Below are 14,452 nucleotides of genomic sequence, written 5' to 3' on the forward strand. Positions count from 1 at the left end.
GGCTGCTACAGCCGTTGCGCGCGCCCGCACGATCCATTAACGGAACGCGATGACGAGCGCTCAGCCCCATCACGACTCCATTCTCATCATCGATTTCGGCTCGCAGGTGACGCAGCTGATCGCGCGGCGCATCCGTGAGATCGGCGTCTACTGCGAGATCGCCCCGTTCCAGTCCGCTTCCGAGGCCTTTGCCCGCATGAAGCCGAAGGGCGTGATCTTCTCCGGCGGCCCCGCTTCGGTGCCGGACGAGGGGAGCCCGCGAGCTCCCGAAGCGGTCTTCTCGGCCAAAATCCCGCTCATGGGCATCTGCTACGGCCAGCAGACCATGGCGCACCAGCTCGGCGGCAAGGTCGAGGGCGGGCACGCTGCCGAGTTCGGCCGCGCCGATGTCGAGATCGTCACCCCTTCAGCACTGTTCGAAGGCGTCTGGGAAGAGGGCGGTCGCTATCCGGTCTGGATGAGCCATGGCGACCGGGTGACACAACTTCCCGCCGGGTTCACCGTCAAGGCGACCTCCGAGAACGCCCCTTATGCCGTGGCGAGCGACGAGGTCAGGCGCTTCTACACCACGATGTTCCACCCCGAGGTGGTCCACACCCCCGACGGCGGCAAGCTGCTGCGGAATTTCGTCGTCGAGATCTGCGGCTGCAAGCCGGACTGGAGCATGTCGGCCTATCGCGCCGAGATGCAAAAGAAGATCCGCGAGCAGGTCGGCACCGGCCGCGTCATCTGCGGGCTTTCCGGCGGCGTCGACTCGGCGGTGGCGGCGGTGCTGATCCATGAGGCGATCGGCGACCAGCTCACCTGCGTCTTCGTCGATCACGGCCTGATGCGGATGAACGAGGCCGAAGAGGTCGTTCGCCTTTTCAGGGATCACTACAATATTCCGCTCGTCCATGTTGAGGCGGAGGAGCTTTTCCTCTCTGAGCTGGAGAAGGTCGGTCCCGATCCGGAAGCCAAGCGCAAGACCATCGGCCGGCTCTTCATCGACGTCTTCGATGCCGAGGCCGCCAAGATCGGCGGCGCCGATTTCCTAGCGCAGGGCACGCTCTACCCGGACGTGATCGAGAGCGTCTCCTTCTCCGGCGGCCCCTCGGTGACGATCAAGAGCCATCACAATGTCGGCGGCCTGCCCGAGCGCATGAAGATGAAGCTCGTCGAGCCGCTGCGCGAGCTCTTCAAGGATGAGGTTCGCGTTCTCGGCCGCGAGCTCGGCCTGCCCGAGGCCTTCGTCGGCCGCCATCCCTTCCCGGGGCCGGGCCTCGCCATTCGCTGCCCCGGAGAGATCACCAAGGAGAAGCTCGACATCCTGCGCAAGGCGGACGCGATCTATCTCGACGAAATCCGCAAGGCCGGCTTGTACGATGTGATCTGGCAGGCCTTCGCCGTACTCCTGCCGGTCCGCACCGTCGGCGTGATGGGCGATTACCGCACCTATGACCATGTCTGCGCGCTGCGCGCCGTGACCTCGGTCGACGGCATGACGGCGGATTTCTATCCCTTCGACATGAACTTCCTCGGGCGCGCCGCGACCCGCATCATCAACGAGGTCAAGGGCATCAACCGCGTCGTCTACGACGTGACGAGCAAGCCCCCCGGCACGATCGAATGGGAGTGATCTGGGCCTAGCGGGACAAGGGCAGGCCCCGCGGCTCGCCCTTGTTGCTCCTTTGCCGCGGAGTTCGATCCGGATACGCCTCAGGGCGTCTTGTCGAGGAAGGCGCGGATCATCCGGGTCGTGGTTTGCGGGTTCTCCTCCATGATCCAGTGCCCTGAATCCGGCACGATGCCCTCGGTCACGTCGGTCGCCGCGGCGCGCATCACGACGGCCATCGTCGGGCCAAAGGACTTCTCGCCGCCGATCGCCAGAACAGGCATTGTGAGCTTTCCGCCCGCGGCGAGATACTTCCGGTTGTCGATCGCGTCCTGATCGAATGCGGCGAACTGCGCGAAGCCCGCATGCATCGCGCCGGGCAGGGCATAGAGCTTGGCATAATGCTCGCGCGAGGCTTCGGTGAAGCGGCTGGGCGTTGCCGAAAACTCGTTCCAGAAGCGGTCGAGGTAGATGCGCTCGCGCCCGGCCACCAACCGCTCCATATCCGGGCCGCCGAAGCGAAAATGCCAGAGCAGGGGGTTCTTGAGGATCTCGTCCCAGGGGCCGACACCCGGCACCGGCGCGTCGATGATGGCGAAGCGGCGGACACGCTGCGGCTGCTGCGTGGCGAAGGCAAATCCGACCATGTTTCCGATGTCATGCGTCACCAGATCGGCGCGTTCGATCTTGAGGTTGTCGAGGACGCCGGCCACGTCACCGGCCTGCGTCAGCTTGTCGTAGCCTGATTGCGGCTTCGACGAGAGCCCGAGCCCGCGCAGATCGGGCACGACCACGGTGTGGTCGCGGGCGAGGTCAGCCGCCATAGGCGCCCACATGTCACCGGTCTCGCCATAGCCGTGGATCAGAACGACGGCTGGTCCCGTGCCACCGACCCGGACATGGATCGTTGCGCCATTGGTCTGAATCTCCTGCGTCGCGAATGAGGCTGGGAAGGCCGGAACCTGCGCGGTCGCAGGCGCGGCGAAGGCGAGGGCTCCGAGAGCCAGGACGAACTTCAGCATCATATTCTCCCACCGATCGGGAGGGCGGTCCCTGCGACCGTCGCTTTCAGCCCCGTTGGCTCGTTTCAATTAAGGCTGGGACCGCGTCCGGATTAGCCTGCCAAAAGCGGTCCTAATTTCCGTGAAAGCCGAACAATTGTGCTTCGGTTCGCGGCCATGGTGTCAAGGCACGCCATCTTCCCAATAGGGCGGCTCGCCGAATGTGGCGTGCAGATGGGCCGCGACCGCGCGCAGCTTCGCGGAGGGCCGGCGACCTTCTGGGTGCGCGAGATAGATGAATTCCGACACCGGCAGGACGCCGACATCGATGATCTGAAGCCGGCCCTGGCGGATATCCGGCCCGGCGATGAAGAGGGGCAACAACGCAATGCCGAGACCGGCGAGGGCAGCGTCGCGCATCATGTCGCCATTGTTCACCCGGAGCCCGAACGCTGCGCGCACGATCTCGAGTCCTTGCGGCGTTGCGAAGCGCCAGTCCGACGCGCCGCGGTTCGTGTAGAAGATGCCCTTGTGTGCATGGAGCTCCGCCGTGGTCGCAGGGACGCCGCAGCGCGCGAGATACGCGGCCGATGCGACCAGCATCCGGCGGCTCGGCGCCAGACGCCAGATCATCAGGCGGGAATCTGCGATAGCTCCGTGGCGCACCACGCCGTCATAGACGCCCGAGGCGATATCGACTCGCCGGTCGTCAAGGTCGAGCGTCAGCTCGATTCCGGGATTGGCGGCGAGAAAAGGGTAGAGCGCCGGGCCCAGATGCATCCGCCCGAAGGTAACCGGCGCCGCGATCCGCATCGGACCGCTGAGCGCCCCGCGGCGCTCGGCGAGATCCGTCGTCGCATCCGATACTTCGCGCAGAATGCGCCTCGCGCGCTCGAGGAACGCAAGGCCGTCCTCAGTCACCGACATCCTGCGCGTTGTGCGATGCAGCAGAGTTGCTCCGAGGCCGCGTTCCAGCTCCGCGAGCCTCTCGCTGATCACCGATTTCGACAGGCTGAGCCGGCGCGCCGCCTCGCTGATCGAGCCTTCCTCGGCGACCGCCACGAAGCTCGCGATGCCGTCCAGCTTCATTGTTCGAGCTATCCGGAAAATCGGCCAATCCGCGGAGCATAAGCGGGACCTGCCGCCCGCGCCAGATCGCAGGCAGCGAAAGGTCAATGGCGAGGACATGGCACCCGCATCGGGTGGAAAGCGAGGCGCAAATGCTGCCCGCCTATGCCGGTGATGCCGTCGTACCCCACGCGCGGCGTGACGATGAGCTTCGGACCCCGCAGCGCTGTCGGTCCACATGATGTTGCGGGCAGCTGCGCAAATCGCCTTTGCGCGAGCCGCGATGCTAGCCCGTTGCTTTGGGCGCGTCCGGCTCTATCGTCCTGCGCCGAAGCTCTCCCGATTCAACCGGAGCCCCCGATGGCCGATCTCTCCGCTTTCCCGATCACCAAGCGCTGGCCCGCCAGCCACCCCGACCGCATCCAGCTCTATTCGCTGCCGACGCCGAACGGCGTGAAGGTTTCGATCACGCTCGAGGAGCTGGAGCTGCCTTACGAGCCGCATCTCATCGACATCGGCAAGAACGAGACCTGGGGCCCGGAATTCCTCTCGCTCAATCCGAACGGCAAGATTCCCGCGATCATCGATCCGAACGGGCCGGACGGAAAGCCGCTTGGCCTGTGGGAATCGGGCGCGATCCTGCTCTACCTCGCCGAGAAGACCGGCAGGCTCCTGCCCAGGGAGCCGGCGCAGCGCTACGAGACCATCCAGTGGGTGTTCTTCCAGATGGCGGCGATCGGCCCGATGTTCGGCCAGCTCGGCTTCTTCCATAAATTCGCCGGCCGCGAATACGAGGACAAGCGCCCGCGCGACCGCTACGCCAATGAAAGCAAGCGCCTGCTCGGCGTGCTGGAGGACAGGTTCGCAACCCGCACCTGGGTCATGGGCGACGAATATACCATCGCCGACATCTCCATGCTCGGCTGGGTGCGCAATCTCGTCGGCTTCTACGGCGCCGGCGAGCTCGTCGACTACGCCAGCCTGACGCATGTGCCGATCTGGCTGGAGCGTTGCCTGTCGCGGCCAGCCGTGCAGCGCGGCCTCGACAGCCCCAAGCGCCCTTGAGCTGCGCCCAGTCTTCAGGAGCTCTCGCTGGAGGCCGATGCGGGCTGAACTGACGCCAGCCTTTCCAGGGCGTGCACCGAGATGCCGCCCTGGGCCAGCCGCTCGCGGCCGCCCAGCCCTTCGAGCTCGAAGACGAAGAGCGCTTGCGCGCAGCGCGCACCCAGACGGCGCAACAACTGCGCCGTCGCCAGCACGGTCCCGCCCGAAATGAGGCAGTCGTCGATGATGGTGACGTTGCGCCCGTCGAGCCGATGGCCTTTCGACAGGGCGACACCATTGCCGAGTTCATAATTGGCGGCGAGGCTGCGGACGACGTCGGCACGGATCGAGCCGACCTTGCGGATGTCGATGAAGCCGAGGCCGTTGCGCAGCGCCAGCGCGCCCGCAAAACCGAGACCGCCGATGTCGATCCCGGCAAGAAGATCGGTTTCCCCGCCAAGACGGTCTGCGAGCGCGTCGCAGGCTGTCTTCATCCAGCGGCCGTCGCAGGTGAAGGTCGTCGCATCCGGAAAATCGATGCCGGCGACCGGATGGTCCTTCCAGCGGCGATGGGGAAAAGCAGGCGGAGCCGGCGTCTTCTGCGCGCAGGCCGAGACGGTATCCATGCTATCTCCTGCCGGTATCAGACGACGTTGCCCGCCATGTCATGCCTGCTTGCAGCGCCGATGACAAACCGCGATGACTGGCGGGGGGCACATGCAGCGATGTTTCACAGAGTCCGGACGAAGGCATGACGATCACCATCTACGGCATCAAGAACTGCGACACGATGAAGAAGGCGCGCAGCTGGCTGGACGGCCATGGCGCTCCGCACGCCTTCCACGACTACAAGGCGAGCGGGATCGACAAGGCCTCGCTCGAGCGCTGGGTGAAGGAGCATGGCTGGGAGACGGTGCTGAACCGCGCCGGCACGACCTTTCGTGCGTTGCCCGATGCTGAAAAGCAGGGGCTCGATGCGACCAAGGCCGTCGCGCTGATGCTGGCGCAGCCCTCGATGATCAAGCGCCCGGTGCTCGATCTCGGCAAGGGCAAGACGATCGTCGGCTTCAAGCCCGATATCTACGAGGCGGCGCTGGCGAAGGGGTGAGTCTTCCCGGCTGCCGTCATTCTCGGGCGGCGCGGAGCGCCGATCCGAGACCTCTTGCCGAAAAGGGCTCAGGGAGCTCTCGGGTCATGAGATGCTCGGGTCAAGCCCGAGCATGACGGCGAGAGACCGCCGCCCGGCGCGCGTAGCTCTTCCCTAAATCCCCGCGCTGCTCTACCTCGCGGCCCATGACCATTCAGCCCAAGATCATCGACCCGCAGGCGCCGGAACCCGCCGCCACGGAGTTCACCTTCCATGTCGCGGCCCGCGACGGCGCCGCCCGCACCGGCGCGATCAGCATGCCGCGTGGCGTCATTCGCACGCCTGCCTTCATGCCGGTCGGTACCGCCGCCACCGTCAAGGGCATGTATCCCGAGCAGGTCAGGGCGCTCGGCGCCGATGTCGTGCTCGGCAACACCTATCACCTCATGCTCCGCCCGGGCGCCGAGCGTGTCGCGAAGCTCGGCGGCCTGCACAAATTCATGAACTGGCCGCACCCGATCCTGACCGACTCCGGCGGCTTCCAGGTGATGTCGCTGTCGCAGCTCCGGAAATTGACCGAGGAGGGCGTGACCTTCCGGTCGCATATCGACGGCTCGAAGCATGTGCTGACACCGGAGCGCTCGGTCGAGATCCAGAACCTGCTCGGCTCCGACATCGTGATGCAGCTCGACGAATGTGTCGCGCTGCCTTGCGAGGAGAGGGTTGCGGAGAAGGCGATGCGCCTGTCTTTGCGTTGGGCCGAGCGCTGCAAGGTCGCGTTCGGAGATCATCCGGGGCGCGCGTTGTTCGGCATCGTGCAGGGCGGGGACGTGCCGCATCTGCGCGTCGAGAGCGCGCGTTCGCTCGCCGCCATGGACCTCAAGGGCTATGCGGTCGGCGGGTTGGCCGTGGGCGAGCCGCAGGACGTGATGCTGGCGATGATCGAGACGGTCGAGCCGCACCTGCCGCAGGAGAAGCCGCGCTATCTGATGGGCGTGGGGACGCCGGACGACATCGTCCAGTCGGTCGCACGCGGTATCGACATGTTCGACTGCGTGATGCCGACCCGCGCCGGACGCCACGGCCAGATCTTCACGCGCTTCGGCCGGATGAACCTCAAGAACGCCAAGCACGCCGAGGACCCGAGGCCGGTCGACGAGCAATCCTCCTGCCCGGCCGCCAATAGCTGGTCGCGCGCCTATCTGCATCATCTCGTCAAGGCCGAGGAGATGCTCGGCAAGATGCTGCTGACCTGGGTGAACCTCGCCTATTATCAGGATCTGATGGCGGGCCTGCGCGCCGCCATCGCCGCCGGCCGCCTCGACGATTTCGTCGCCGAGACCAAGGAAGGCTGGGAGCGGGGCGAGCCGGCTTGAGCGCAGGCCTCGCTCTTCTGCCGATCAAGATGGCGATCGCCGCTTCGGTGGTGGTCGGATGTTCTCTTCTGGCCGAGCGCACCGGGCCGCTGGTCGCCGCGATGATCGCGACGCTGCCGATCTCGCTCGGGCCGGTGCTCGTTTTCCTCGCGCTCGATCACGATGCGGCTTTCATTGCCGCCAGCGCGCTGGGCACGATGAATGCCAATGTCACCCATGCCGCTTTCATCCTCAGCTATGTGCTCCTGGCTCAGCATCTGACGATGCTGCCCTCGCTCGTGACCGCCGGGGCCGTCTGGGTCCTCGTGCTGGTCGGCGTGCGCAGCCTGGCCCTGCCGGTGCTGCCGCTCGCCGGCCTGACCGTGCTTGCCTTCTGCGTGGTGCATCTGCTGGTGCGGTCCTATCTCTCTGTCCGCACGACCGGGCCCATCGCGCTCTCGCGCTTTGCCATTCCGATCAGGGCCGGCTGCGTTGCGCTGCTGGCGGGAGCCGTCACGGCTGCGAGCGACCGGGTCGGGCCGCTCTGGTCCGGTGTCCTTGCCGGTTTGCCCATCGTCCTGTCGAGCCTGATCGTCATCCTGCATCCCCGCATCGGCGGGAAGGCTACCGCCGCGGTGATCGGCAACGGGGCGCTTGGGCTGCTCGGCACGGGGCTGGGGCTCGCCGTCGTGCACCTGCTGGCGGTGCCGTTCGGCACATGGACGGCGCTTGCGTCGGGACTCGTCTTAACGGTTGGCTGGAACCTGTTCCTGACCGGCCTTGCGCGCCGGCTTGCGCCATGAGGCGACGAACAGGCCGGCGATGATCAGCATGATGCCGACGAGCTGCAGCGAGGAGGGGATCTCGCCCAGCACCGGGATCGCAAGCAGCGTACCTGTGACCGGGATCAGCGGCGGGAAGCGCCCGACGACCGCAGGCCCCAGCACATGCGCCGCCCAGCCCCAGATCCACAGGCCGACGATGACGTTGAGAACGCCCTGGTTGAACCCGTGCAGGGCGAGAACCCACCAGGGCGCCACGTCGAAGCCGCGGAAATAGAACAGGAAATAGATCGGCAGATAGACCAGCGACAGCACCGAGACTATGGCCGTCGCCCTCAGCCCGTCGACCTGCCAGAGCTGGATCAGCAGGGGATAGAAGCCCCAGAGCAGGCCGACGCCGAGGAAACACAGATCGCCGCGCAGCGTCATGGCGTTCGCGCCTGCGCTGCCGGCGATGCCGAGGCAGAGCAGGCCGGCCAGCACGCCGGCGACGCCGATCATGAGGCGGCCGGTGAGGGCGGCGCCGAACAGCGCGACCGAACCGATGATGCCGATCATCGTCACCGTGCCCGGCCCGATCGTCGCGCCATGCGCCGCCGGCGCCATCGTGAGACCCGTCAGCATCAGGTACGTCATCGGGAAGCCGCTGCTCAGCGTCAGCCAGAAGCCGCGCTTCCAGCCCACGCCGCCACAGCGGGTCAGGCCTGGACGCAGGAAGACCGGCAGGAGCAGCAGGCCCGCGATGGCGAAGCGCAGCGCCATCAGATCATGCTGGGTCAGCCCGTTCAGCACGGCATGGCGGCTGATGACGAAATTCGAACCGTAGATCAGCACGGCCAGCAGCATGCCCAGTGCCGCCAAACGCTTCCGACGACGCGTTTTGGCATCCGTCTCGAGCATGGCTGCGGGCGTGATCTGGTCCATTGCCCCTGTCTAGCGCCGGGTGGCTTGGCGGGTTACGGGCCGGCGCGCATGGCGCCCGCGCGTGCGGCGACCGACCGCAATTGCGCCGCCTTTCGGCCCTTCTGGCGCCTAGGCACATCGGCTTCCTTGTCCCGCGCTATCAAGATGGGCCAGCCACCGGAGTGACCGCCGATGCCCGGCAACCGCTATTCCCCGAGGCCAGCCGCCATGGCGAGCCGCCTCGGCCACCACCTCCTGCTGTCACTCGGCATAGCCACGGCGACAGCGGTGCTCGCGACGCTGCCCGGCCTGTTGTCGGGCGCAATCCCGCGCCACGGGGCAACGCATGCCCCGGTCGAACAGGCGCTGTTGCCGAAGCTGGCGTTGCTGCGGGACGGGAAGATCAGCGATCGATTGGACGGCGCGGATGGCGTAGCGGACGAGGGTTTCGCGGCCATGCCGCAGGTCACGCCGGCCGCCCTGGCGATGCCGATGTCGGTGACCTGGCCGGAGCGCAGCGAATGGGCGCCGCCGCAATTTGCAGAGCTCGGCAAACCGCGCTCGGAGGTGCTGGTGAAGGTGAAGCCGTCCCCCCCGGCGCGGCGAACCGCTTCGGCGTCGGACCGCACTGTCGTTGTCGCAACCCCGCTCGTGATCCTGCCTCCGGCTGCGGCGTCCGCAATCGAAACGGCGCAGGCGAGCGAGGGGGCCCGCGATATTTCCTGGAGCCGCTTCGTGGTGGCGCCGGCGACCAAAGTCTCCGACGCTGTATCGGGCGCTGCCGGCAGCGTGCAGGCGGCCGGTGTCTGGGGGCTCTCCCAGGCGGTGAGCCTGCTGCCGCGCTGGTGAGCGCGGCAGCCGAGGCCTCGATCAGGCCAGCGCCTTCAGCGCACTGCGGCCGGCATAGATCGCCTGCGCGCCCAGCTCCTCTTCGATGCGCAGCAACTGGTTGTACTTCGCCGTCCGGTCGGAACGGGCGAGCGAGCCGGTCTTGATCTGCCCGCAATTGGTCGCCACCGCGAGGTCGGCGATGGTCGAATCCTCGGTCTCGCCCGAGCGGTGCGACATCACCGCGGTGTAGCCGGCGCGCTGCGCCATATCGACGGCGGCGAGCGTCTCGGTCAGCGAGCCGATCTGGTTGACCTTGACCAGGATCGAGTTGGCCGTCTTGCCCTTGATGCCCTGCGACAGCCGCTCGACATTGGTGACGAACAGGTCGTCACCCACGAGCTGGCACTTGGAACCGACGAGATCGGTCAGCGCCTTCCAACCCTCCCAGTCGTCCTCGGACATGCCGTCCTCGATCGAGACGATCGGGTAGTTGCCGACGAGCTTGGCGAGATACTTGGCCTGGGCCTTGGGATCGCGCGTCTTGCGTTCGCCCTCATAGACATAGGCGCCGTCCTTGAAGAACTCGGTCGCGGCGCAGTCGAGCGCCAGCGCCACGTCCTCGCCCGGGCGATAGCCAGCGGCTTCGATCGCCTGCATGACGAAATCGAGCGCGGCTTCCGCCGATTTGATGTTCGGCGCGAAGCCGCCTTCGTCGCCGACATTGGTATTGTGGCCGGCGTCGTGCAGCTTCTTCTTCAGCGTGTGGAAGATCTCCGCGCCCATGCGCAGGCCTTCGGCGAAGGATTCTGCGCCGACCGGCATGATCATGAATTCCTGGAAGTCGATCGGGTTGTCGGCATGGGCGCCGCCGTTGACGATGTTCATCATCGGCACGGGCAGGACACGGGCCGAGGTGCCGCCGACATAGCGATAGAGCGGCAGGCCCGAGGCTTCCGCCGCGGCCTTGGCGACGGCGAGCGAGACGCCGAGGATGGCGTTGGCGCCGAGCTTTGCCTTGTTGGGCGTGCCGTCGAGCTCGATCATCGTCTGGTCGATGGCGGTCTGGTCTTCTGCGTCCATCGCGACGATCGCCTCGGCGATGGCGACGTTCACCGACTCCACGGCCTTGAGCACACCCTTGCCGAGATAGCGGCTCTTGTCGCCGTCGCGCAGCTCGACCGCCTCATGCGCGCCGGTCGAGGCGCCGGAAGGAACGGCGGCGCGGCCCATCGAGCCGTCTTCGAGCACGACATCGACCTCGACCGTCGGGTTGCCGCGGGAGTCGAGGATCTGGCGTCCGATGATGTCGATGATCGCGGTCATGGCAGGCTCCGGAGAGGACGAGGAAGGGTGAGGCGCTTCTAGCCAACCGCCTGCCGTCGCGAAAGCCCCGATCCGCATCCGGGTGCTTCAAGCGATCGATGTCCGGTCGTGGCTCGCAAGGCCGCGCATATGAATTCGGCGCTGGCGCGCAGGTTGCGGAGAACCGGACGAATGCCGCCCCGTTTTCCTTTGAGAAGCGAACATGTTCCAGAATCTGACGAGCCGCCGCAGACCGTCCCTGCTCGCTGTCCTGTTCTGGTGCGGCCTGACGATCCTGTGGTGGGCCGGGCTGTGCGCCTTTGCCGGGCGGCCCGTCTGGTTCTGGTAGGCCGGCCGAAAGACCTAGCCTTCGTCGTTGGACATGCCGAGATAGCTGCCCAGCATGAAGCCGCTCTGCAGGGCGAAGAGATAGCCGATCCAGACGAGGACGCTGAACAGGGCTAGCTCTCCACGGAAGAGCCAGAAGGGGAAGATCCCAAAGGTCATGGCCGCGCTCGCGAGCGCGATCGCCGGATATCCGTGCGAAAGACCGATCAAGAAACCGATCAGAAACAATATGCCTGCAATTATCATAGAATTGTATTGATCGGTGCCGAATAGTCGCTCAGGTGTATAGTCTGACTTCTGTCGAAGCAAGGAAGCGTGTGGAAACTCGATAAATATTGATCGAGTAAAAGCAGGCATGGGCTTTGGGCGTCGCCACGCGCTCGTAGCGGCCGACGATGGCGAACGCGTGGCATTCGCGGCTTTCCCCCGCCGCGGAAGATGAGCTACAGGCTCCGGCAAACCTGAGGAGCATCTTCCATGGCCATCGACGCCTCGACCTTGCAGCTCGGCCAGAGCGGCCCGTTGCCGACCTCGCCCGAAGAAGCGCGGCTCGACCGCGTGCCCAATCCCCATGCCGGCACGCGCTATCTCACCCGCTTCACCTGCCCGGAATTCACTTCGATCTGCCCGGTGACGGGCCAGCCTGATTTCGGCATCCTCGTCATCGACTATCTGCCGGGCCAGTGGCTGGTGGAGTCGAAATCGCTGAAGCTCTATCTCGGCGCGTTCCGCAACCACGGCGCCTTCCACGAGGACTGCACCGTCTCGATCGGCAAGACGCTGGTCGATCTGCTCGCGCCGGAATGGTTCCGCATCGGCGGCTACTGGTATCCGCGCGGGGGCATTCCGATCGACGTGTTCTGGCAGACGGGCGAACCGCCGAAGGGCCTCTGGCTGCCGGATCAGGGCGTCGCGCCCTATCGCGGCCGCTGAAGCGGACCGGAAACCTGCGCCCCGCCCCGGGCGCAGGCTCTTCGATCAGCTCCGCGAGCCGAGAGGAGGCAGAAGGCGCGGCGTGACGAGCCCGAGCACACCGATCCCGATACCGAAGACGATGAGCGCCTGCTGGGTTCCGAGGAGATTGAGCAGGGCGCCCATGACCAGCGGCCCCGTGGCGTGCCCCATGAAGAAGAAGCAGGCGAACAGCGCCATCGCCGAGCCGCGCGCCGTCGGCGCGAGCTCCGTCGCCTGTGCCTGGAACGTGCCGTGTAGCAGGAAAAAGCCGAAACCTGTCAGCAGGAATATGCCGATGGCCGTCCACCATGGCGCTGGCGGGGTGAAGGCGAAATAGGCCAGCGCCACCGCGAGGCCGCCATAGCGCATCATCTGGCGCGGCCCGACCCGTTCGACCAGGATGCGCGTCAGCACGCCATAGACGAGCCCGCCGAGCCCCATCGCACCGATGACAAGACCGGCCTGTGAGGAGCTGGTGTTTGACCGCTCGTGCAGGATGGCGGCGATGAAGGGCGACAAGCCGAAGACGAGCGAGCCTTCGAGCAGGACGAGCAGATAGAGCAGTTTGCTGCGCGGATTGGCGAAGACGGCCTTGTAGCTCTTGATCGCCCCCGCGAGGCTGAGCCGGGCACGCGCGGCGTCGGGCCGCGGCTTAAGTGCAAGCCGCACCAGGAGCGCGCCGCCGCCCGCGAGCACGCCCGCGATGACGAGCACGGCGCGCCAGCCGATATAGTCGGCAACGAGGCCGGAGAAGGTGGCGCCGGCCATCTGCCCGATGATCATGATCACCAGGAAGCGGCCGAGCATGATCTGCCGCTCCGCCATCGGCGCGCGGTCCCCGATGGCCGCCATCGCCGCAGGAATGACACCGCCCGCCATCACGCCGCCTGCCGCACGCAGCACAAGCAAGGCCCCGAAACTGGTGGCGAAGGCCGCGAGCATGGAGAGCACGCAAAGCGCGGCAAGGCAGGCCGAGATGCTGCGCAGCTTGCCGACCGAGTCGGCGATGGGCCCGAGGAAAGGCTGGCCCAGGGCATAGCAGCTGGAAAAGGCGGTCGCGATGAAGGCGATCTGGTGGACGCTCTGGCCGAATTCACCCGCCAGCGTCGGGACCAGCGGGTCGATCAGCCGCATGGTGAAGGTCGAGGCGAAGCCGCAGAGACCCAGGACCGGGATCAGGGCGCCCAGATCGGATTTGGACGCCGGCGCGGGTTCAGACATAAGCGACGGCTGGCGCCTGGCGGTTCTTGGCGAGGCGGTCGAAGCCCTGCAACTCGGCGATCAGATCGTGGAATTCGGAGAGAGGGACCATGTTCGGGCCGTCGGACGGCGCGCGATCCGGGTCGGGATGGGTCTCGATGAAGAGCCCTGCGACGCCGACGGCGACGGCTGCACGCGATAGCACCGGCACGAATTCGCGTTGCCCGCCTGTCGATGCGCCCTTGCCGCCCGGCTGCTGCACGGAATGGGTGGCGTCGAAGATGACCGGCGCGCCGATCTCGGCCATGGTCGGCAGGGCGCGCATGTCCGAAACCAGCGTATTGTAGCCGAAAGAGGCGCCGCGCTCGGTCAGCATGACGTTCGGATTGCCGCTCTCGGTCACCTTCGCGGCGACGTTGACCATGTCCCAGGGGGCCAGGAACTGGCCCTTCTTGACGTTGACGACCCGGCCGGTCTGCGCCGCTGCGACGAGCAGGTCGGTCTGGCGGCAGAGAAAGGCGGGAATCTGCAGCACGTCGACGACCTCCGCGACCTCGGCGCATTGGCCGGCATCATGCACGTCGGTCAGGACCGGCATGCCGGTGCGCTCGCGGATCTCGGCGAAGACGGGCAGGGCGGCCTTCATGCCCATGCCGCGGGCGCCCCTGACGCTGGTCCGGTTCGCCTTGTCGAAGGAGGCCTTGAACACCAGTCCGATATTGAGATCGGCCGCGATTTCCTTCAGCGCCAGCGCGCATTCGAGCGCATGGTCACGGCTTTCCATCTGGCAGGGGCCGGCGATCAGCGCGAGCGGCAACGCATTGCCGAAGCGCACGGGCCGGGCGAGTTCCTCGCCGATGGTGACGACGGCGTTGGGTGTCATGGTGGTGTCCTTGTCCAGCGGCCCGCGGGGCTTATGTCCGGCCGGGACCGGGCGGGTCAAGCGGCGCGGGCGGTTGACGGCCATGTCGCGAAGAGTTGCA

General features: G+C 66.5%; 16 protein-coding genes. 8 read left to right on the forward strand and 8 right to left on the reverse strand.

What is annotated here, in order from left to right:
- Positions 1 to 49: 49 nt before the first annotated feature.
- Positions 50 to 1,618, forward strand: a complete 1,569-nt coding sequence (gene guaA, locus AB4Z16_RS10825; RefSeq protein ID WP_441511350.1) for a glutamine-hydrolyzing GMP synthase — start codon at positions 50 to 52, stop codon at positions 1,616 to 1,618.
- A gap of 80 nt (positions 1,619 to 1,698) precedes the next feature.
- Here guaA and AB4Z16_RS10830 read toward each other — a convergent pair whose 3' ends face one another.
- Complete coding sequence (locus AB4Z16_RS10830) at positions 1,699 to 2,616, reverse strand: alpha/beta fold hydrolase (RefSeq protein ID WP_441511351.1); 918 nt, start codon at positions 2,614 to 2,616, stop codon at positions 1,699 to 1,701.
- A gap of 162 nt (positions 2,617 to 2,778) precedes the next feature.
- A complete protein-coding gene (locus tag AB4Z16_RS10835; RefSeq protein WP_441511352.1) occupies positions 2,779 to 3,684 on the reverse strand; it encodes a LysR family transcriptional regulator in 906 nt (301 codons plus the stop codon).
- 339 nt (positions 3,685 to 4,023) lie between these two features.
- On the opposite strand from AB4Z16_RS10835, the gene AB4Z16_RS10840 reads away from it, so the two are divergent.
- On the forward strand, positions 4,024 to 4,728 hold the full coding sequence (locus tag AB4Z16_RS10840) for a glutathione S-transferase N-terminal domain-containing protein (protein WP_441511353.1): 705 nt from the start codon (positions 4,024 to 4,026) through the stop codon (positions 4,726 to 4,728).
- Positions 4,729 to 4,742: 14 nt separating this feature from the next.
- Here the strand turns inward: AB4Z16_RS10840 and AB4Z16_RS10845 are convergent, their stop codons facing one another.
- Positions 4,743 to 5,333, reverse strand: coding sequence for a phosphoribosyltransferase family protein (locus AB4Z16_RS10845; protein ID WP_441511354.1), 591 nt, complete (start codon positions 5,331 to 5,333; stop codon positions 4,743 to 4,745).
- Positions 5,334 to 5,458: 125 nt separating this feature from the next.
- Here AB4Z16_RS10845 and AB4Z16_RS10850 point away from each other — a divergent pair, with 125 nt between their 5' ends.
- The 3 genes from AB4Z16_RS10850 to AB4Z16_RS10860 all read left to right on the forward strand — a co-directional run bounded on the left by AB4Z16_RS10850 (position 5,459) and on the right by AB4Z16_RS10860 (position 7,952).
- Positions 5,459 to 5,815 (forward strand): ArsC family reductase, encoded by a 357-nt coding sequence (locus AB4Z16_RS10850; protein ID WP_441511355.1) that lies wholly within the window; start codon positions 5,459 to 5,461, stop codon positions 5,813 to 5,815.
- Positions 5,816 to 6,000: 185 nt separating this feature from the next.
- Positions 6,001 to 7,170 carry a tRNA guanosine(34) transglycosylase Tgt gene (gene tgt / locus AB4Z16_RS10855; protein WP_441511356.1) on the forward strand — a complete coding sequence of 390 codons (1,170 nt, stop codon included), beginning with the start codon at positions 6,001 to 6,003 and terminating at the stop codon, positions 7,168 to 7,170.
- Positions 7,167 to 7,952, forward strand: a complete 786-nt coding sequence (locus AB4Z16_RS10860) for a hypothetical protein (protein ID WP_441511357.1) — start codon at positions 7,167 to 7,169, stop codon at positions 7,950 to 7,952. Before tgt ends, AB4Z16_RS10860 begins: the two co-directional genes overlap by 4 nt.
- Here AB4Z16_RS10860 and AB4Z16_RS10865 read toward each other — a convergent pair.
- Positions 7,896 to 8,855 carry a DMT family transporter gene (locus AB4Z16_RS10865; protein WP_441511358.1) on the reverse strand — a complete coding sequence of 320 codons (960 nt, stop codon included), beginning with the start codon at positions 8,853 to 8,855 and terminating at the stop codon, positions 7,896 to 7,898. The two genes, AB4Z16_RS10860 and AB4Z16_RS10865, sit on opposite strands and share 57 nt — an antisense overlap.
- A 207-nt stretch (positions 8,856 to 9,062) precedes the next feature.
- On the opposite strand from AB4Z16_RS10865, the gene AB4Z16_RS10870 reads away from it, so the two are divergent.
- On the forward strand, positions 9,063 to 9,683 hold the full coding sequence (locus AB4Z16_RS10870; protein WP_441511359.1) for a hypothetical protein: 621 nt from the start codon (positions 9,063 to 9,065) through the stop codon (positions 9,681 to 9,683).
- A gap of 21 nt (positions 9,684 to 9,704) precedes the next feature.
- Here AB4Z16_RS10870 and eno read toward each other — a convergent pair whose 3' ends face one another.
- Positions 9,705 to 10,988: a phosphopyruvate hydratase gene (gene eno, locus AB4Z16_RS10875; RefSeq protein ID WP_441511360.1), complete on the reverse strand. Its 1,284-nt coding sequence runs from the start codon at positions 10,986 to 10,988 to the stop codon at positions 9,705 to 9,707.
- 202 nt (positions 10,989 to 11,190) lie between these two features.
- Here eno and AB4Z16_RS10880 point away from each other — a divergent pair, with 202 nt between their 5' ends.
- Positions 11,191 to 11,316: a hypothetical protein gene (locus tag AB4Z16_RS10880; protein ID WP_441511361.1), complete on the forward strand. Its 126-nt coding sequence runs from the start codon at positions 11,191 to 11,193 to the stop codon at positions 11,314 to 11,316.
- A 14-nt stretch (positions 11,317 to 11,330) separates the two neighbouring features.
- Here the strand turns inward: AB4Z16_RS10880 and AB4Z16_RS10885 are convergent, their stop codons facing one another.
- The gene (locus AB4Z16_RS10885; protein ID WP_441511362.1) at positions 11,331 to 11,474 is read right to left on the reverse strand and encodes a hypothetical protein; all 144 of its coding nucleotides are present in this window, start codon (positions 11,472 to 11,474) and stop codon (positions 11,331 to 11,333) included.
- Between the two features lie 318 nt (positions 11,475 to 11,792).
- On the opposite strand from AB4Z16_RS10885, the gene queF reads away from it, so the two are divergent.
- On the forward strand, positions 11,793 to 12,248 hold the full coding sequence (gene queF / locus AB4Z16_RS10890; RefSeq protein ID WP_441511363.1) for a preQ(1) synthase: 456 nt from the start codon (positions 11,793 to 11,795) through the stop codon (positions 12,246 to 12,248).
- Between the two features lie 45 nt (positions 12,249 to 12,293).
- Here queF and AB4Z16_RS10895 read toward each other — a convergent pair whose 3' ends face one another.
- Together AB4Z16_RS10895 and kdsA are read right to left on the reverse strand one after the other, a co-directional pair.
- Positions 12,294 to 13,490 (reverse strand): MFS transporter, encoded by a 1,197-nt coding sequence (locus tag AB4Z16_RS10895; RefSeq protein WP_441511364.1) that lies wholly within the window; start codon positions 13,488 to 13,490, stop codon positions 12,294 to 12,296.
- Positions 13,483 to 14,352: a 3-deoxy-8-phosphooctulonate synthase gene (gene kdsA / locus AB4Z16_RS10900; protein ID WP_441511365.1), complete on the reverse strand. Its 870-nt coding sequence runs from the start codon at positions 14,350 to 14,352 to the stop codon at positions 13,483 to 13,485. Before kdsA ends, AB4Z16_RS10895 begins: the two co-directional genes overlap by 8 nt.
- Positions 14,353 to 14,452 lie beyond the last annotated feature (100 nt).

Origin of the sequence: Allobosea sp. TAF32 (genome assembly GCF_052113585.1) — a bacterium.
In the GTDB taxonomy this organism is placed as follows: Bacteria; Pseudomonadota; Alphaproteobacteria; order Rhizobiales; family Beijerinckiaceae; genus Allobosea.

Coding starts and splice junctions, on each gene's coding strand:
- AB4Z16_RS10830 (WP_441511351.1), bottom strand. CDS start 2,616: ATGCTGAAGTTCGTCCTGGCTCTCGGAGCCCTCGCCTTCGCCGCGCCT.
- kdsA (WP_441511365.1), bottom strand. CDS start 14,352: ATGACACCCAACGCCGTCGTCACCATCGGCGAGGAACTCGCCCGGCCC.
- AB4Z16_RS10895 (WP_441511364.1), bottom strand. CDS start 13,490: ATGTCTGAACCCGCGCCGGCGTCCAAATCCGATCTGGGCGCCCTGATC.
- tgt (WP_441511356.1), top strand. CDS start 6,001: ATGACCATTCAGCCCAAGATCATCGACCCGCAGGCGCCGGAACCCGCC.
- AB4Z16_RS10865 (WP_441511358.1), bottom strand. CDS start 8,855: ATGGACCAGATCACGCCCGCAGCCATGCTCGAGACGGATGCCAAAACG.
- AB4Z16_RS10850 (WP_441511355.1), top strand. CDS start 5,459: ATGACGATCACCATCTACGGCATCAAGAACTGCGACACGATGAAGAAG.
- AB4Z16_RS10835 (WP_441511352.1), bottom strand. CDS start 3,684: ATGAAGCTGGACGGCATCGCGAGCTTCGTGGCGGTCGCCGAGGAAGGC.
- AB4Z16_RS10885 (WP_441511362.1), bottom strand. CDS start 11,474: ATGACCTTTGGGATCTTCCCCTTCTGGCTCTTCCGTGGAGAGCTAGCC.
- AB4Z16_RS10880 (WP_441511361.1), top strand. CDS start 11,191: ATGTTCCAGAATCTGACGAGCCGCCGCAGACCGTCCCTGCTCGCTGTC.
- AB4Z16_RS10840 (WP_441511353.1), top strand. CDS start 4,024: ATGGCCGATCTCTCCGCTTTCCCGATCACCAAGCGCTGGCCCGCCAGC.
- AB4Z16_RS10845 (WP_441511354.1), bottom strand. CDS start 5,333: ATGGATACCGTCTCGGCCTGCGCGCAGAAGACGCCGGCTCCGCCTGCT.
- queF (WP_441511363.1), top strand. CDS start 11,793: ATGGCCATCGACGCCTCGACCTTGCAGCTCGGCCAGAGCGGCCCGTTG.
- guaA (WP_441511350.1), top strand. CDS start 50: ATGACGAGCGCTCAGCCCCATCACGACTCCATTCTCATCATCGATTTC.
- eno (WP_441511360.1), bottom strand. CDS start 10,988: ATGACCGCGATCATCGACATCATCGGACGCCAGATCCTCGACTCCCGC.
- AB4Z16_RS10870 (WP_441511359.1), top strand. CDS start 9,063: ATGGCGAGCCGCCTCGGCCACCACCTCCTGCTGTCACTCGGCATAGCC.